The sequence below is a fragment of the Sneathiella sp. genome, from assembly GCF_002694385.1.
In the GTDB taxonomy this organism is placed as follows: Bacteria; Pseudomonadota; Alphaproteobacteria; order Sneathiellales; family Sneathiellaceae; genus Sneathiella.
In genome coordinates, this window is sequence record NZ_NZMB01000018.1 from 1 (window position 1) to 13,696 (window position 13,696).

The following is a 13,696-nucleotide window of genomic DNA, read 5'->3' on the forward strand; positions in this document are numbered from 1 at the left end:
GGGTCCATGCCGCTGCCGCGCATTTTCGTGGGCGCAAAGGCACGGGCGAATATCGGGGAGTTGCGCATCTCACCAACCAGCGCCTCCAGGCTTATCGGCGCGCCTTCCGCATCGCGGCGGACGGTGCCGTCCCGGTCCAGAATATGCAGCGTCGGCAGCGGTTTCTCCGCGTCATGGTGCAGCGTGACGGCGGCGCGGATATGCGGCATCAGCAACTCCACACTGCCGCCCGCTTTCAGCAGCGCCTCCGTCGCCCGTGTCTCGATCAGGAAGGCGCCGTTGCGCTGCTCAAGCTCGGCAATCGCGGCGTCCTTCTGGGCGAGCGCGGCGTCGAACCCGGCGGTCATCTCCGCCCGCAGCGCCGTCTCCCGCGCTGTCCAGGCGGTTTCCGGATCAGGGCCAAGGGCGCGCCAGGCTTTCAGCTCCTTCTCGAAGCCTTGCGCCGCGCCGCGTTCCTTCTCCAGCGCCGAAGTCAGGCCCGATACATCGAGCTTTCCGGCAAGCAACGGATCAAGGGCGAAGCCCTCCGCCGCGTCCGTCTCCGGCTGGTAAAGGCTGTGATACTGTTCGGGAACCGTTTCCAGATCTGTCACCTTCAGGGGAAATTCAAACATTGAAGACCTCATAAAAAAAGCCCCGCATGGGGCCCTGTTGTCAGTACATGATGATGCTCATTCGGCGGCGTTGGCCTGCAAACTGTCGGTGAGCAGGCCGCGCGCTTTCGCCTCGCGGATCAGCTCCTCCGGCTCGATATCGCCGAGTTTGCGCGCCTGCAGCAGGAAATCGAGGTCCTGCGCCGCGCCCCTTGCCGCGCCCGCCTTGGTGCTGACCGAGAGGCTGCCCGTCGCCGGGATATCGAGCCAGTCGCCGAGCAGCCGCAACAGCGCATTGAGACTATCTTCCAGCCCCATCGCCATGCCGCTGAGCGGCGAGAGAGCATCCGCCGCATCAAGCGCCCGGCCGGTCGCTGTCTCCCTCTGCGTCGGGGTTTCAAACTGCAGCCCGAAAAGCTGCATCGCCTGTTCCAGCGCCTCCAGCTCCTTCGCCCCCGCCGCCAGCGCCGCGCCGGAGCTTTCCACATAATAATAACGCCCCTCGCTCTCGCTCGTCGTCAGCACCTTGTTGGGGCCGACCTCGATGGGGCCGTCAATCTCGGGGTTATATCCGCTCGCCGCCAGGATCGGGAAAGACGCGACATTCAGCGCATTCCGCTGATCGGAGCGGATCTGGTAATGCTCCAGATTGAGGAAGGCGAGATCCTCCAGCGGCGGCTCGGCCTGCAAAAACCCTTTCCGCGCCGTATAGAGCGTGACCAGCGGAATGCGGCCAAGGCTGTTTTCCCCCGCCGCCATTTCCTGCCATTTGCCCTTTTCATCCGCGCGATAGAGCCGCCAGTGATCGGGCTCGATCACGCGGATGCGCTCTTCCTCCCGCTCCTCGAAGCCCTGCCAGACAAGCCCCGTCTCGCGCAGGCGGATTTGCGTCAGCATCCGCTCCCCGCCCTGGCCATCCCATTGCGCGGCGATGAGTTGATCGGCGCGGACATGCACCAGATAGGGCCGCGCGCCGGATGCGCGTTCTTCGGCCAATGACGCGCCGTCATTCTCCGCCGGGAAATCCACCAGCATATGCGACAGGCCACTGACCAGCGCATCCTCGAACCAGTCACGGGCGATAACATTGATCCCCCGGCCCATCAAATCCGCATTGCGCAGGAGAGTGCGCATTTCATCGGGCATATCCTCTGAAAAACCGAGCGGTTCGGCAAACACCCGGCCCACCAGTTTGCTGACCGTGCGGCGAAAATAATTGCGCAAGGTCGCGCGGTTTGCCCGCTCGGCATAGACGGCGGCATGTTCCGCCGGGTGGCGCGGCAGATAGCGCGTACCCGCCGCCCGCATGGCCAGCGTGCCGCCCATCAGAGCCTGCGGCAGCGCCCAGCGCGCCGCCATCGTGTCATACAGCCGGGAGGGGATCGACGGATCAGTCATGAATACATATCCTGTTGTAATTTCAGTGGGTTCTGGGTGAGCATATGAAATGCCTCGCAGGCCGCATCGACCTGATCATCATGGCGGCCGGTCGGGAAATTCTCCAACTCGTTCAGGAAATCCGCATTCCACGGCCCCGCCACGAGCCGCACATTGCCCGCCTCGCATTGCGAGGAGAACGGCATGGCCCGCACCACCTTGCTGCCCGTCACCGGCTGGCTTTTGACCCGGAACCCGGCCAGCAGCCGGGCGAGCGCCTGAGCCTGCGCCTTGCCGGCCTGCCCCGGGTCCTGCGGCAGGGCGATGGTGGTGTCCCGCCCGTCGCTGCCCGCCAGATTATGAATGGCGCGGTCCACCTCATTGGGCGTGCCCTGAAGCCGTTCCACATGTTCCACATAGAAAACGCCCTGCGGATCGCGCGCGATTTTTACGCCCGCCGTCCAGTCGGGCGTGGCACCCGCCTCATGCGCGCCCGCCGCCAGATCCCAGCCACGGACGCGCCGCGCCTCCGCCGGGGCGGCCATGACAACGGGGAACCAGCCGCGCCGGAAATAGGCCCCCGCCGCCGGGCGAATTTTCCAGTTGCCATTGAGCAGCCGCTCCCGATCCACCGTCGGCAGCGCCGCGAGATTGGCGCGATAGCCCGGATCGCGTTCCATCAATATGCGGTTATCGTCAATAGAGGCAGCGATGAAAGTCAGCGACTTGGCAATCCGCCCCGGATGCGCGGCCTCCAATATGTCGCGGTCATCGCCCCAGATCAGACTATCCTCATCGCGCACAAACCAGCGCAGTTTGCCGGAGCGTTCCGGGATCGCATAGCCCGTCTCCGGATCAATCCACCAGCGGATCAGATCGGCGACCCAGCTATCCGCATCGGGATTGCAGGTGGCGCGCACATAGGGCTTTGTCCCGCCGGTGGACCGGTTACGGCTCAAGAGGTAGAAGAACTGCGATTCCGTGAAATGCGTCAGCTCGTCAAAGCCGATGAAGGCGAGTTCCGTGCCCTGCCAGTCGAGCTTGTTTTTCTCATGCTCCAGATGGCCGAAGCTGATGGACGCGCCGCCGTCGAATTTCCAGGCGAGTTCACTCTCCTTCGCGGTGCCGCCGAGGGCGCCATAAAGCGCCATGGACGCATCCCACAGCCCGCCCTCATTCTTCACCTGTTTCGACGTGCGGCGGAAAATCACCGCCTTGAAATCCGCCCGGGTCATATGACGCAGCGGCTCCATCAGCAGGGCGAAGCTTTTGCCCCCGCCCGCCGCGCCGCCATAAATGGCGATATCCGCCGCGGTGCCGAGGAACATCTCCTGCGGGCCGGGCTGCGGTCTAATCACGGCCATTCTCCGGAATATAAAGCTGCGGCGGTGTCAGCAGGCCGCGACGCGCCGCCTTGTCACTGCCCGCCCCGTCGCCATACTGCGCCGGTGCGAAATGCGCCATCAGCCATTTGCGGGTATCAATGCGCAGTTTGGAGCGGGCGACATCCTCGCGCGCTGCCTCGCCTTCCGCGTCCTCATCCGTAATTTTGTTATCGGCAATCTCCAGAATTTCGCCCGCGAACACATCGGCGATAAAGCGGCGGACGGTCTCCTCCTCCTTCTTCAGGAAGACGGAGCCCAGCAGCGTGACGATATCCTTGATGCGCCCGGCCCGCTTGATCTCTTCCAGCAGGGGCAGCGCCGCGCTGCGCCTCCAGATTTTGTTATAAAGCGCGGATTTGATCAGTTCAACTGGCGTCATGCGACTCCTTTCTCTCATATAAAATTTTATTAAATTCATCTTATAAGTGTGTTGTCAGGCAAAACGCCTGATTCATCCGGATTCCTCTTTCCGGATTTCATGGAGTGGAAAAATTGATAAATTTGATTAAAAATAGCGTGTATTTTATTTATTTTATGTATAAATTACAGAAAATAAAAAGGCCCGCAGAAAACGCCATTTCCTGCGGACCCAATTCTCGATCATGTATATAATGTTAGACTAATGATCCCGTCATGTCAAGACATTTCTATTATATCGTGCTTTTTTAAACCCGCTGGTAAAGCTCGAGACTGTCGAGCAGATTGCGCCGGGCATAGCCGGAGCGCCGCCGCCGCTCCCGGTCGATGGCGCGGCAGCTCTTGCCGAAGACGATGAAATCCAGCGCCGCCGCCACCGACAGCCCCTCCCCCTGCGCCGCGACCGCCCAATGCAGGAACCGCCGCATCAGCGCCTGCTGCCAGTCTTCACTGGCGCCCCGCCCGCGCGGCGGCCCGCCCCAGGATTGCGTCCGCATGCCCAGCCCGTCGGTTCTGAGATGAAAGCCGCGCAGGATCAACTCGGCGGCGCGAAGCTGCCCCTCGCTGAGCTCAAGACGCGCACCGGATGATTGATGCCGCGCGCGATGCGGCGCCCGCAATGGCCTGTGATCCGGCGCGGGCCGCGCCAGGCCCCCGCGGGCCGGGACGCGCCCCGGCACCACCGGACGGCCTTGCGCCCCTTTACCTGTCGGGACTTCCCCCCGCTTCGGGCGGGCATCTGTGTTATTGGATGTCATATTTCCTCCACTTGAATGGTAGGCGGGTTATCAGGGAATTGTCAGCCACGCGCTTGTTGATGTTTTTCTATGCCGTGGAACGTTACGGACCAGAGGCCGCAGGCGCGGCCGGTCGCCCCCCGTCCCCGGCAGATTCCTGACCGGGGAAGGATTGATTTTTCTAACATTCAAGACGGGGGAGGAAAGACCGATACTGACCATCAATAATGTTGATTAATTTATTATGAAATATAAAAATCACTTATATTATAAATGAATGATGTTATTTCGTCAATATAACGGGTGCGAAAATCGGGAATTTTCAACCGAAACCTGATCGCACCGCCCGCCGGTTGCGGCCGCCGGACATAATATTTCCACCTCAGAGCTTGACGTGGCCAAGGCAAATTGCCAGATTAACAGAAATTGAATGGTAATTTGAAAGAACTACACCTCGCCATGGAAATCCGCAAAAATTTCATCGACAGCATCGGCAACACGCCGCTTATCCGCCTCACCGCCGCGTCGGAGGCGACGGGCTGCGACATCTACGGCAAGGCCGAATTCCTCAATCCCGGCGGCTCGGTCAAGGACCGCGCGGCGCTCGCCATCGTCAAGGATGCGGAGGCGAAGGGTCTGCTCAAACCCGGCGGGCTGATTGTTGAGGGCACGGCGGGCAATACGGGCATCGGCCTCGCGCTGGTTGCCAATGCGCGCGGCTATAAAACCGTGATCGTCATGCCCGAAACCCAGACCGATGAGAAAAAGGCCCTGCTGCGCTATTGCGGAGCGGATTTGCGCCTTGTCCCGGCGAAACCCTACAAGGACCCGGATAATTATATCAAATATTCCGGCCGACTGGCAGAAGAATTGGCAAAAACCCATCCGGGCGGGGCGATCTGGGCCAACCAGTTCGACAATGTCGCCAACCGGCAGGGCCATATCGACACCACGGGCCCGGAAATCTGGGACCAGACCGACGGCAAGGTGGACGGCTTCATCTGCGCGGTCGGCAGCGGCGGCACGCTGGCGGGCGTCGCCACGGCGCTGAAGGCGCGTAACGCAAATGTGAAGATCGGCCTCGCCGACCCGCTCGGCGCGGCGCTCTACAGCTATTATAAAACCGGCGAGCTGAAATCCGAGGGCAGCTCCATCACCGAAGGGATCGGCCAGGGCCGCATCACCGCCAATCTGGAAGGGCTGGACATCGACTTCCCCTATCAGATCGACGATGTGGAGGCGCTCAATGTCCTCTATGATCTCAATATCCATGAGGGGCTGCAACTTGGCCTGTCGACGGGAATCAATGTGGCGGGCGCCATCCGCATGGCGAAAGAAATGGGCCCCGGCCATACCATCGTGACGGTTCTCTGCGATACCGCGCAAAAATACTTTAGCAAACTGATGGACATTGATATGCTTCGGGAAAAGAAGCTGCCGGTTGCCCCCTGGCTCACCGGCGCATCATAACCACCGGAGTTTATCATGACCGCAGCCCTGTTTCGCGACGACGCCTATCTCACCCGGACGGCGGCGGTGGTGACGGGCGTCAATGAGCGCGGCGGCATCCTGCTGGACCAGACGATTTTCTACCCCACCGGCGGCGGCCAGCCGGGCGACAGCGGCCGACTGATCCTGGATGACGGCCGCGTCATTCCCATTGCCACCACCGTCAAGGGCGATGCCCCCGACGATATCATTCACGTTCCGGCCAGCCCCGACGTCATGCCCGATGTCGGCAGCCGCGTCACGGCGGAGATTGACTGGGAGGTCCGTCACCGCCTCATGCGCATGCATAGCTGCCTGCATCTGCTGTCGGCGGTGCTGCCCTATCCGGTCACCGGCGGGCAGGTTTCCGATGGCAAGGGGCGGCTCGATTTCGATATCCCCGAGGCGGTGCTGGATAAAGACGAGATCACGGCGGCGCTAAACCGGATCATTGCGGGCAACCATGAAGTCTCCAGCGACTGGATCACGGATGCCGAGCTCGACGCCCAGCCAGAGCTGGTGAAAACCATGTCGGTGCAGCCGCCGCGCGGCGCGGGGCATGTGCGGCTGATCCGCGTCGCAGAGGTGGATCTGCAACCCTGCGGCGGCACCCATGTGCGCAACACCGCTGAGATCGGAGCGGTGCGGGTGCGCAAGATTGAAAAGAAGGGGCGGCAGAATCGCCGCGTCTCCCTCGAATTTGTTGAAGAAAACTAACGGCCTCCGGGTCATTTCTATTATGCAAGGTGAATGAAGAACATGTCTTATGTGAACCCGACCTCTCTTGTTTCCACGGACTGGCTGGCGGAATATGCTTCTGCCCCCGATGTGCGGATTGTCGATGCCTCCTGGCATATGCCCGCCGCAAACCGCAATCCGCGCAAGGAATATGAGGCCGAGCATATCCCCGGCGCCGTGTTCTTCGATATTGACGAGATTGCCGACTTGGGCAACCCCCTGCCCCATATGGTGCCGAGCCCGGAAAAATTCGCAAGCCGCATGCGCAAGCTTGGCCTTGGCGATGGCAACCGCATCGTTGTTTATGACAGCAACGGGGTCTTGAGCGCGACGCGCGCCTGGTGGATGCTGCGTTTCTTCGGGCATCAGGATGTCGCCGTGCTGGACGGCGGCCTGCCGAAATGGAAGGCGGAGGGACGGCCCGTCGATGATGCGCCCGTACTGCCGACGGAGCGGCATTTCACCGCCCGTGTCAACAGCTTCCTGCTGCGCGAGAAGGATCAGCTCGCCCGCAATGTGGAAACGGCGCGCGAGCAGGTGTTCGACGCCCGCTCCGCCGGCCGGTTTGAGGGAACCGAAGCAGAACCGCGGGAGGGGCTCGCCTCGGGCCATATTCCGGGTTCAAAAAACCTGCCCCACGGCGGGCTATTTAATCCCGACGGCACGCTGCTGGAGGCGGACGCCCTGAAAGCCGCTTTTGAGACGGCGGGCATGGATTTCAAGAAGCCGGTCATCACCACCTGCGGCTCCGGCATTTCCGCCTGTGTGCTTGCCTTCGGGCTGCATCTGCTGGGCCATCAGCGGGTCGCCGTCTATGACGGTTCCTGGACCGAATGGGGATCGGACAAAAACCTGCCGGTCGCCACGGGGAAATAACGGACCCATGCCGATCAAGCGCCCCCCGCCGCCGACCGCAACGGGCAAATGGCCGGTCACCATCACCTTTCTGGAGATGCGGGAAAAGGCGGCGGCGCGCGCCGTTCTGCCGCCCCCGGCCCTGCCCCACGCCATCATCCGGGCGGAACAGCCAACCGTCTCCTTCTATCGCTATCTGTATAATACGGTCGGGCGCGACTGGGGCTGGATTGACCGCAAGCGGATCTCCGATACCGAGCTTGAGCAGATCATCAGCGCCGAGACGACCGAGATTTACGTGCTCTATATCCGCGGCGTCCCCGCTGGCTTTGTCGAGCTCAACGCCGCCGATCAGCCCGACACGGTGGATGTCGGCTATTTCGGGATCATGCCGGAATTTATCGGTATGCGGCTTGGGCCCTGGTTCCTGCACTGGGCCATTGATCTTGCCTGGATGAAAGGGCCGGAACGGCTGACCGTCAATACCTGTACGCTGGATCATCCGAAGGCCCTGCCCATGTATCAGCGCGCCGGGTTTGAGCCGATCTATCAGCGGGAAATCGAGATCGACCCCATCGCGGAGGACTGAGCCGCTGCCCCGACCGCCACGCTGTCACGGCGGCCCAACCGCATCCATTCAGCCACCGCCCCCGCGGCCCCCCTTTTTGCGCTGCGTCACCCCGCTTCCCGGCCGCGCAACCCATCGTCTGGGCGCGGCGGATCCTTGACTTTTTCGCAATATTAGACTAATCTTATCTGCAATATTTCCTACATGGGGAGAGTGCCATGACGCGCGCGAATGCCCTCCGGTGGCGGCTGCTGTATCCGCTGGCCTGCCTCAGTGTGCTTGCGCCCGCCACTGCCCTGGCCGCGCCGCAGATTCTCGCCGTGGCGGCGACGGATATGCCCCTACCGCTGACCTGCGAGGCCGGGGAATGCCATGTGGAGCTGACCACCATCTGTTTGCAGGAGCATCGCGCCTCCCCCAATCCCGGCGCGGGATATTATGTGCATGGGGAGCGGTTCTTCGATCTGACGGGCCGAACAGAGACGGGGCAGGACATCTCCCTCGCCCATCTGCCCATCACCATCACCGCCGCGCGCGGCCATAACGCCGTGCGCGTCGCCTTCCGCCAGCGGGAACTCACCAAATACGGACCGATGGAGGTGAGCCTCAAGGTACCCGACAACCTCTCGCTCATCCCGCTGCCGATCCGGGATGATGTCAATCCGATGACGGAGGTGGAAATCGCCCTCGCCACCGGGCCGCAACGGGCACTGGCGAGCAGCCTCGTCGATCAGAATGGCGACCGGCGCGTTGAGGCCGAACTGCTCAACCAGGTGATCAACCGCCTGCCGGAACGGGGCCGGGCGAGCGATACGGAACGCGCCGCCGCGCGCGCGAGCTACCCGGAAATCCTGACGAACGCCGCCATCTCCGCCTCCGCAAAGGCGAACGCCCGCCAGAAGCTGGAGGCCTGCTATACGGAAACCATCGCCGGCAGCCTCAGCTTCCGCGGCTGCCTCGCCAGCTGGCACGACCGGCTGATCGGCAAGCTCAACACCCAATACTGGGCCGCCGCCAAATCGGGGAGTTGAGGACAGCAACAACGGCTCGTCAGAGCAGAAAAAACCCGGCGCGGTGGCCGGGTTTTTCGTGTTGTGGCAACAGCTTATCAGGCGTTGTGGAGGATCTGGCTGAGGAACAGCTTGGTGCGGTCGCTCTGCGGGTTTTCGAAAAACTCCGCCGGCGGCGCCTGTTCGATAATCTCCCCCGCATCCATGAAGATCACCCGGTCGGCGACGGTCTTGGCGAAGCCCATTTCATGGGTCACGCAGATCATCGTCATGCCCTCTTCGGCGAGGCTGATCATGGTGTCCAGCACCTCGGAAATCATTTCCGGATCGAGCGCCGAGGTCGGCTCGTCAAACAGCATGATACGCGGGTTCATGCAGAGCGAGCGGGCAATGGCGACGCGCTGCTGCTGCCCGCCGGAAAGCTGGCCGGGGTATTTCATCGCCTGTTCGGGAATTTTCACCCGCTCCAGGAACTTCATGGCCGTCGCCTCGGCCTCCTTCTTCGGGGTCTTGCGCACCCAGATCGGCGCCAGCGTGCAGTTTTTCAGCACCGTCAGATGCGGAAACAGGTTAAAATGCTGGAACACCATCCCAACCTCGCGGCGGATTTCGTCAATCTTCTTGACGTCGTTGGTGAGCTCTATCCCGTCAACGATGATCTGCCCCTGCTGATGTTCCTCCAGCCGGTTGATGCAGCGGATCATGGTCGATTTACCGGACCCGGACGGGCCGCAGACGACGATCCGCTCCCCCCGCTCCACGGTCAGGTTGATGTCCTTGAGAACATGAAAATCACCATACCATTTATGCATCCCGATAATCTGGATGGCGACATCCATACCCGCCTGTTTCGTCATGGCAGCATCACTCATAATCCACCCTCCTTCTATCTCTTATGACCGGTATGGAGCTTGTTCTCCAACCAGATACTGTAACGTGACATGCCGAAGCAGAAGACAAAGAACACGGCCGCCACGAAGATATATCCCTCCTGCGCCATGCCGATCCATTCCTTGTCCGTCGTGCCGCTTTTCACGATGCTGAGCAGATCGAGCAGCCCGATGATCAGCACCAGCGTCGTATCCTTGAACAGGCCGATGAAGGTGTTGACGATGGACGGGATCGAAATTTTCAGCGCCTGCGGCAGGATGATGAAGCCCATCGCCTGCCAATAGCCGAGACCGAGGCTTTTCGCCGCCTCCATCTGCCCTTTCGGAATGGCCTGCAGGCCGCCGCGCACCACCTCGGCCATATAGGCGGAGGCGAACAGCGACATGCCGACGAGCGCGCGCACCAGCTTGTCGAAATTCACGCCTTCGGGCAGGAACAGCGGCAGCATCACCGACGCCATGAACAGCACGGTGATGAGCGGCACGCCGCGCACGAACTCGATAAAACCGACGCAGATCATGCGTACAACCGGCATGGAAGATCGCCGCCCGAGCGCCAGCACGATGCCGAGCGGCAGGGAGACGAAAATCGACACCGAGGCGAGGACAAGCGTCAGGAACAACCCGCCCCACTGCGCCGTTTCCACATGTTCAAGGCCGAAATAACCGCCCGAGAACAGGATGTAGCAGGCAACCGGCACAAAGCCGAACAGATAGATTGCGGGCCATTTCTTGTCCTTCACCACATCGGACAGGACAAAAAACAGGCCAATCGCCACCAGCACATAGCCGACATCAACGCGCCAGCGCTCCTCCTCCGGGTAGAACCCATACATGATCTGCCCGAAGCGCATCTTGATAAACACCCAGCAGGCGCCACTGCCGGTGCAATCCTCCCGCGTGGTGCCCGCGAAATTGGCATCAATAAAGGCGTAGCTGATGAGCGAACTCAGCGCCACCCAGCTCACATAGCCCGCGACCAGGGTCAGCACGATATTCAGCGGGCTGGAGAACAGATTCTCCCGCATCCAGCCGATCACGCCGGTCTGGCTGGTCGGCGGCGGCAGGTCGGGATGACGTTCCGTCTTGACTATAGCCATCTTATCTCTCCACCAGGGCAATGTGTTGGTTGTACCAGTTCATGAACATCGAAATCAGCAGGCTGATCCCGAGATAGAACAGCATGGCGATCAGGATCACTTCGATTGCCTGCCCCGTCTGGTTGAGCGAGGTCCCGGCAAAGATCGAGGTCAGCTCCGGATAGCCGATGGCGGTTGCGAGCGACGAGTTCTTCGTCAGGTTCAGATACTGGCTGGTCAGCGGCGGGACAATGACGCGCAGCGCCTGCGGCAAAACCACCAGCCGCGTCGTCAGGCCGGGCCTGATGCCGAGCGAATGCGCCGCCTCCGTCTGGCCATGGCTGACCGCGTTGATGCCCGAGCGGACAATCTCGGCAATAAAAGCGCCGGTATAGATGGACAGCCCAAGCAGCAGGGCGAGGAATTCCGGCTTTAAAGACCAGCCGTCATTGATGCCGAAACGGCCCGCCGTCGGATAATCGATCGTAAAGGGCAGGCCCGCCACAATCGCCGTCAGCACCGGCAGCAGCAGGATCAGGGCGACACTGGCCCAGAAGACAGGGAACGGCTGCCCCGTTTCATCCTGCCGCTTATGCGCCCATTTGCGCATGAAAACGGTGGCGACAATGCCGATCAGCAGCGCGACCGGGATCACCCAGAAGCCCGCCTCGGGAATAATCGCCGGGAAATTGGCGCCGCGGTTGTTGATATAGAAATTCTCGCCGATGCGGATACTGTCGCGCACCACCGGCAACACCGACAGCACGGCGAAATACCAGAACATGAGCTGCACCAGCAGCGGAATGTTGCGCACCACCTCGATATAGACATAGGCGATCTTGTTGACGATCCAGTTCTTCGACAGCCTGAGAACGCCGAAAATGAACCCGATGATGGTCGCCAGCACAATGCCCGCGAACGAGACGACAAGCGTGTTGATGATGCCGATAATCAGCACATCCAAATGCGTCGAGGTCTGGCTGCTGTAACTTTTGAAGAGAACGATGCCGATGTCGAAACCGGCGGGCTGGCTCAGAAAGCCGAACCCCGATGCAATACCGCGGTTTGCCAGATTGATCGCCGTGTTATGCGCAATATACCAGGCAAAAAAGACAACAAGCGCGATAACGAGAAACTGGAAAAAGACGGCCCGGACCCGCGGGTCCCTGAACATATTAACACTGGATGCCGTCGCTTGAACATCTGTGGTCATACACTGTTACCTCCCCAGGCGCAGCTATAACTGAAACGAAAAGAGCACATACTCCCTTCCCGGAATATGTGCTCTTTATCTGCTAGTTCATCAGAGGTTCCTGTCTTAACGCAGCGGCGGTGCGTAGAGGATGCCTCCCTTGGTCCACTGTGCGTTCAGACCGCGGGCGATGTTGAGCGGCGTCCCTTCCCCGAGATTGCGGGCAAAGACTTCACCATAGTTGCCCACCATCTTGACGATGTTGTAGGCCCAGTCATTGGAGAGGCCAAGGGCCTGACCCAGATCACCGGAAACGCCGAGAATACGCTGGATGCTCGGGTTCTGGCTTTCCGCCTTGAGCTGATCGACATTGGCGGAGTTGATATTCAGCTCTTCCGATTCGATCATCGCGTTCAGCGTCCAGCGGGCAATGTCGCCCCACTGATTGTCGCCATGACGGACGAGCGGGCCGAGCGGCTCTTTCGAGATGATGTTCGGCAGGATGATATGCTCATCCGGGTTGGCGATCACGGCGCGCTGGGCATAAAGGCCGGAAGCGTCCGTCGTGTAAACGTCGCAGGTGTCTTTCAGATAGGCTTCACGCACCTCGTCGGCGGTATCGAAAACAACCGAATCGAATTTCATGTTGTTGGCATTGAAATAGTCGGCGAGGTTAAGCTCCGTCGTCGTTCCGGACTGCACGCAGACCCGGGCGCCGTCCAGCTCAAGGCCGTCCTTCACGCCAAGGGACTTCTTCACCATGAAGCCCTGCCCGTCATAATAGTTGACACCGACGAATTCGAACCCGAGGTTCACGTCACGGCTGAAGGTCCAGGTGGTGTTCCGGGCCAGTACGTCGATCTCCCCCGATTGCAGCGCCGTGAAGCGCTCTTTAGCGGTGGTCGGCGTGTATTTCACCTTTTCCGGATCGCCGAAGATGGCGGCCGCCATGGCGCGGCAGAAATCAACGTCAAAGCCTTCCCACTTGCCCTCATTGTTCGGGGCGGCGAAGCCCGCCAGTCCCGTTGTTACGCCGCATTGGATGAAGCCCTTGGCTTTCACATCATCCAGCGTGGCCGCGCTCGCAGCGCCAGCCATAAAAGTCGCGGTTGCCGCAATGGCAATAACACTCGCTTTTTTCATGAATTCACCTTCCTGTCCGATATCCACTATTTAATATCTTCCTGTAATTCACATCTTTCTTTTAAGGATTTAATCCTGTTTCTGAAGGTTTTCGTGAGCTACATTTGGAAATCATAATCTGAATTATCATGATCTCCTAATTACTTGACGATAGTAGTTTTATACTCCGCGTCAACGCAAAAATTTGCTGCACCTGCGAAAAACGGCTTTTTCGCGTCATGGCT

14 protein-coding genes are annotated in these 13,696 nt (G+C 60.5%); 5 read left to right on the top strand and 9 right to left on the bottom strand.

Going from position 1 to position 13,696, the window contains the following annotated elements; translation table 11 throughout:
- From CMN55_RS12025 to CMN55_RS12045, 5 genes are all read right to left on the bottom strand, one after another.
- Positions 1 to 614, bottom strand: a 614-nt coding sequence (locus CMN55_RS12025) for a hypothetical protein (protein WP_293950052.1), incomplete at its 3' end; no start/stop codon positions are given.
- Between the two features lie 57 nt (positions 615 to 671).
- The gene (locus CMN55_RS12030; RefSeq protein ID WP_293950053.1) at positions 672 to 1,991 is read right to left on the bottom strand and encodes a DUF4055 domain-containing protein; all 1,320 of its coding nucleotides are present in this window, start codon (positions 1,989 to 1,991) and stop codon (positions 672 to 674) included.
- A complete protein-coding gene (gene terL, locus CMN55_RS12035) occupies positions 1,988 to 3,328 on the bottom strand; it encodes a phage terminase large subunit (protein WP_293950054.1) in 1,341 nt (446 codons plus the stop codon). The genes CMN55_RS12030 and terL overlap by 4 nt, the downstream gene beginning before the upstream one ends.
- Positions 3,321 to 3,734 carry a terminase small subunit-like protein gene (locus CMN55_RS12040; RefSeq protein ID WP_293950055.1) on the bottom strand — a complete coding sequence of 138 codons (414 nt, stop codon included), beginning with the start codon at positions 3,732 to 3,734 and terminating at the stop codon, positions 3,321 to 3,323. The genes terL and CMN55_RS12040 overlap by 8 nt, the downstream gene beginning before the upstream one ends.
- A gap of 286 nt (positions 3,735 to 4,020) precedes the next feature.
- Positions 4,021 to 4,530, bottom strand: coding sequence for a hypothetical protein (locus CMN55_RS12045; RefSeq protein ID WP_293950056.1), 510 nt, complete (start codon positions 4,528 to 4,530; stop codon positions 4,021 to 4,023).
- A gap of 438 nt (positions 4,531 to 4,968) precedes the next feature.
- Here CMN55_RS12045 and CMN55_RS12050 point away from each other — a divergent pair, with 438 nt between their 5' ends.
- The 5 genes from CMN55_RS12050 (at position 4,969) to CMN55_RS12070 (ending at position 9,189) form a co-directional block, all read left to right on the top strand.
- The gene (locus tag CMN55_RS12050) at positions 4,969 to 5,979 is read left to right on the top strand and encodes a cysteine synthase A (protein WP_366932056.1); all 1,011 of its coding nucleotides are present in this window, start codon (positions 4,969 to 4,971) and stop codon (positions 5,977 to 5,979) included.
- Positions 5,980 to 5,994: 15 nt separating this feature from the next.
- Entirely contained in the window at positions 5,995 to 6,714 is a 720-nt protein-coding gene (locus CMN55_RS12055) for an alanyl-tRNA editing protein (RefSeq protein ID WP_293950058.1), read from the top strand.
- A 42-nt stretch (positions 6,715 to 6,756) separates the two neighbouring features.
- The gene (gene sseA / locus CMN55_RS12060) at positions 6,757 to 7,611 is read left to right on the top strand and encodes a 3-mercaptopyruvate sulfurtransferase (protein WP_366932057.1); all 855 of its coding nucleotides are present in this window, start codon (positions 6,757 to 6,759) and stop codon (positions 7,609 to 7,611) included.
- 7 nt (positions 7,612 to 7,618) lie between these two features.
- Positions 7,619 to 8,179, top strand: a complete 561-nt coding sequence (locus tag CMN55_RS12065; protein ID WP_293950060.1) for a GNAT family N-acetyltransferase — start codon at positions 7,619 to 7,621, stop codon at positions 8,177 to 8,179.
- Positions 8,180 to 8,376: 197 nt separating this feature from the next.
- A complete protein-coding gene (locus CMN55_RS12070; protein WP_293950061.1) occupies positions 8,377 to 9,189 on the top strand; it encodes a hypothetical protein in 813 nt (270 codons plus the stop codon).
- Positions 9,190 to 9,266: 77 nt separating this feature from the next.
- Here the strand turns inward: CMN55_RS12070 and CMN55_RS12075 are convergent, their stop codons facing one another.
- The 4 genes from CMN55_RS12075 to CMN55_RS12090 all read right to left on the bottom strand — a co-directional run bounded on the left by CMN55_RS12075 (position 9,267) and on the right by CMN55_RS12090 (position 13,472).
- Positions 9,267 to 10,040, bottom strand: coding sequence for an amino acid ABC transporter ATP-binding protein (locus tag CMN55_RS12075; RefSeq protein ID WP_293950062.1), 774 nt, complete (start codon positions 10,038 to 10,040; stop codon positions 9,267 to 9,269).
- Between the two features lie 14 nt (positions 10,041 to 10,054).
- Positions 10,055 to 11,158: an amino acid ABC transporter permease gene (locus CMN55_RS12080; RefSeq protein WP_293950063.1), complete on the bottom strand. Its 1,104-nt coding sequence runs from the start codon at positions 11,156 to 11,158 to the stop codon at positions 10,055 to 10,057.
- Between the two features lies 1 nt (position 11,159).
- The gene (locus CMN55_RS12085; RefSeq protein WP_293950064.1) at positions 11,160 to 12,350 is read right to left on the bottom strand and encodes an amino acid ABC transporter permease; all 1,191 of its coding nucleotides are present in this window, start codon (positions 12,348 to 12,350) and stop codon (positions 11,160 to 11,162) included.
- Positions 12,351 to 12,455: 105 nt separating this feature from the next.
- Positions 12,456 to 13,472 carry an amino acid ABC transporter substrate-binding protein gene (locus tag CMN55_RS12090; RefSeq protein WP_293950065.1) on the bottom strand — a complete coding sequence of 339 codons (1,017 nt, stop codon included), beginning with the start codon at positions 13,470 to 13,472 and terminating at the stop codon, positions 12,456 to 12,458.
- Between the last annotated feature and the right edge of the window lie 224 nt (positions 13,473 to 13,696).

What these genes read in the sequence shown, in the direction of transcription:
- CMN55_RS12055 (WP_293950058.1), top strand. Translation starts at nt 5,995, where the DNA reads ATGACCGCAGCCCTGTTTCGCGACGACGCCTATCTCACCCGGACGGCG.
- CMN55_RS12080 (WP_293950063.1), bottom strand. Translation starts at nt 11,158, where the DNA reads ATGGCTATAGTCAAGACGGAACGTCATCCCGACCTGCCGCCGCCGACC.
- CMN55_RS12070 (WP_293950061.1), top strand. Translation starts at nt 8,377, where the DNA reads ATGACGCGCGCGAATGCCCTCCGGTGGCGGCTGCTGTATCCGCTGGCC.
- CMN55_RS12030 (WP_293950053.1), bottom strand. Translation starts at nt 1,991, where the DNA reads ATGACTGATCCGTCGATCCCCTCCCGGCTGTATGACACGATGGCGGCG.
- CMN55_RS12090 (WP_293950065.1), bottom strand. Translation starts at nt 13,472, where the DNA reads ATGAAAAAAGCGAGTGTTATTGCCATTGCGGCAACCGCGACTTTTATG.
- CMN55_RS12040 (WP_293950055.1), bottom strand. Translation starts at nt 3,734, where the DNA reads ATGACGCCAGTTGAACTGATCAAATCCGCGCTTTATAACAAAATCTGG.
- CMN55_RS12085 (WP_293950064.1), bottom strand. Translation starts at nt 12,350, where the DNA reads ATGACCACAGATGTTCAAGCGACGGCATCCAGTGTTAATATGTTCAGG.
- CMN55_RS12075 (WP_293950062.1), bottom strand. Translation starts at nt 10,040, where the DNA reads ATGAGTGATGCTGCCATGACGAAACAGGCGGGTATGGATGTCGCCATC.
- CMN55_RS12050 (WP_366932056.1), top strand. Translation starts at nt 4,969, where the DNA reads ATGGAAATCCGCAAAAATTTCATCGACAGCATCGGCAACACGCCGCTT.
- CMN55_RS12045 (WP_293950056.1), bottom strand. Translation starts at nt 4,530, where the DNA reads ATGACATCCAATAACACAGATGCCCGCCCGAAGCGGGGGGAAGTCCCG.
- CMN55_RS12065 (WP_293950060.1), top strand. Translation starts at nt 7,619, where the DNA reads ATGCCGATCAAGCGCCCCCCGCCGCCGACCGCAACGGGCAAATGGCCG.
- sseA (WP_366932057.1), top strand. Translation starts at nt 6,757, where the DNA reads ATGTCTTATGTGAACCCGACCTCTCTTGTTTCCACGGACTGGCTGGCG.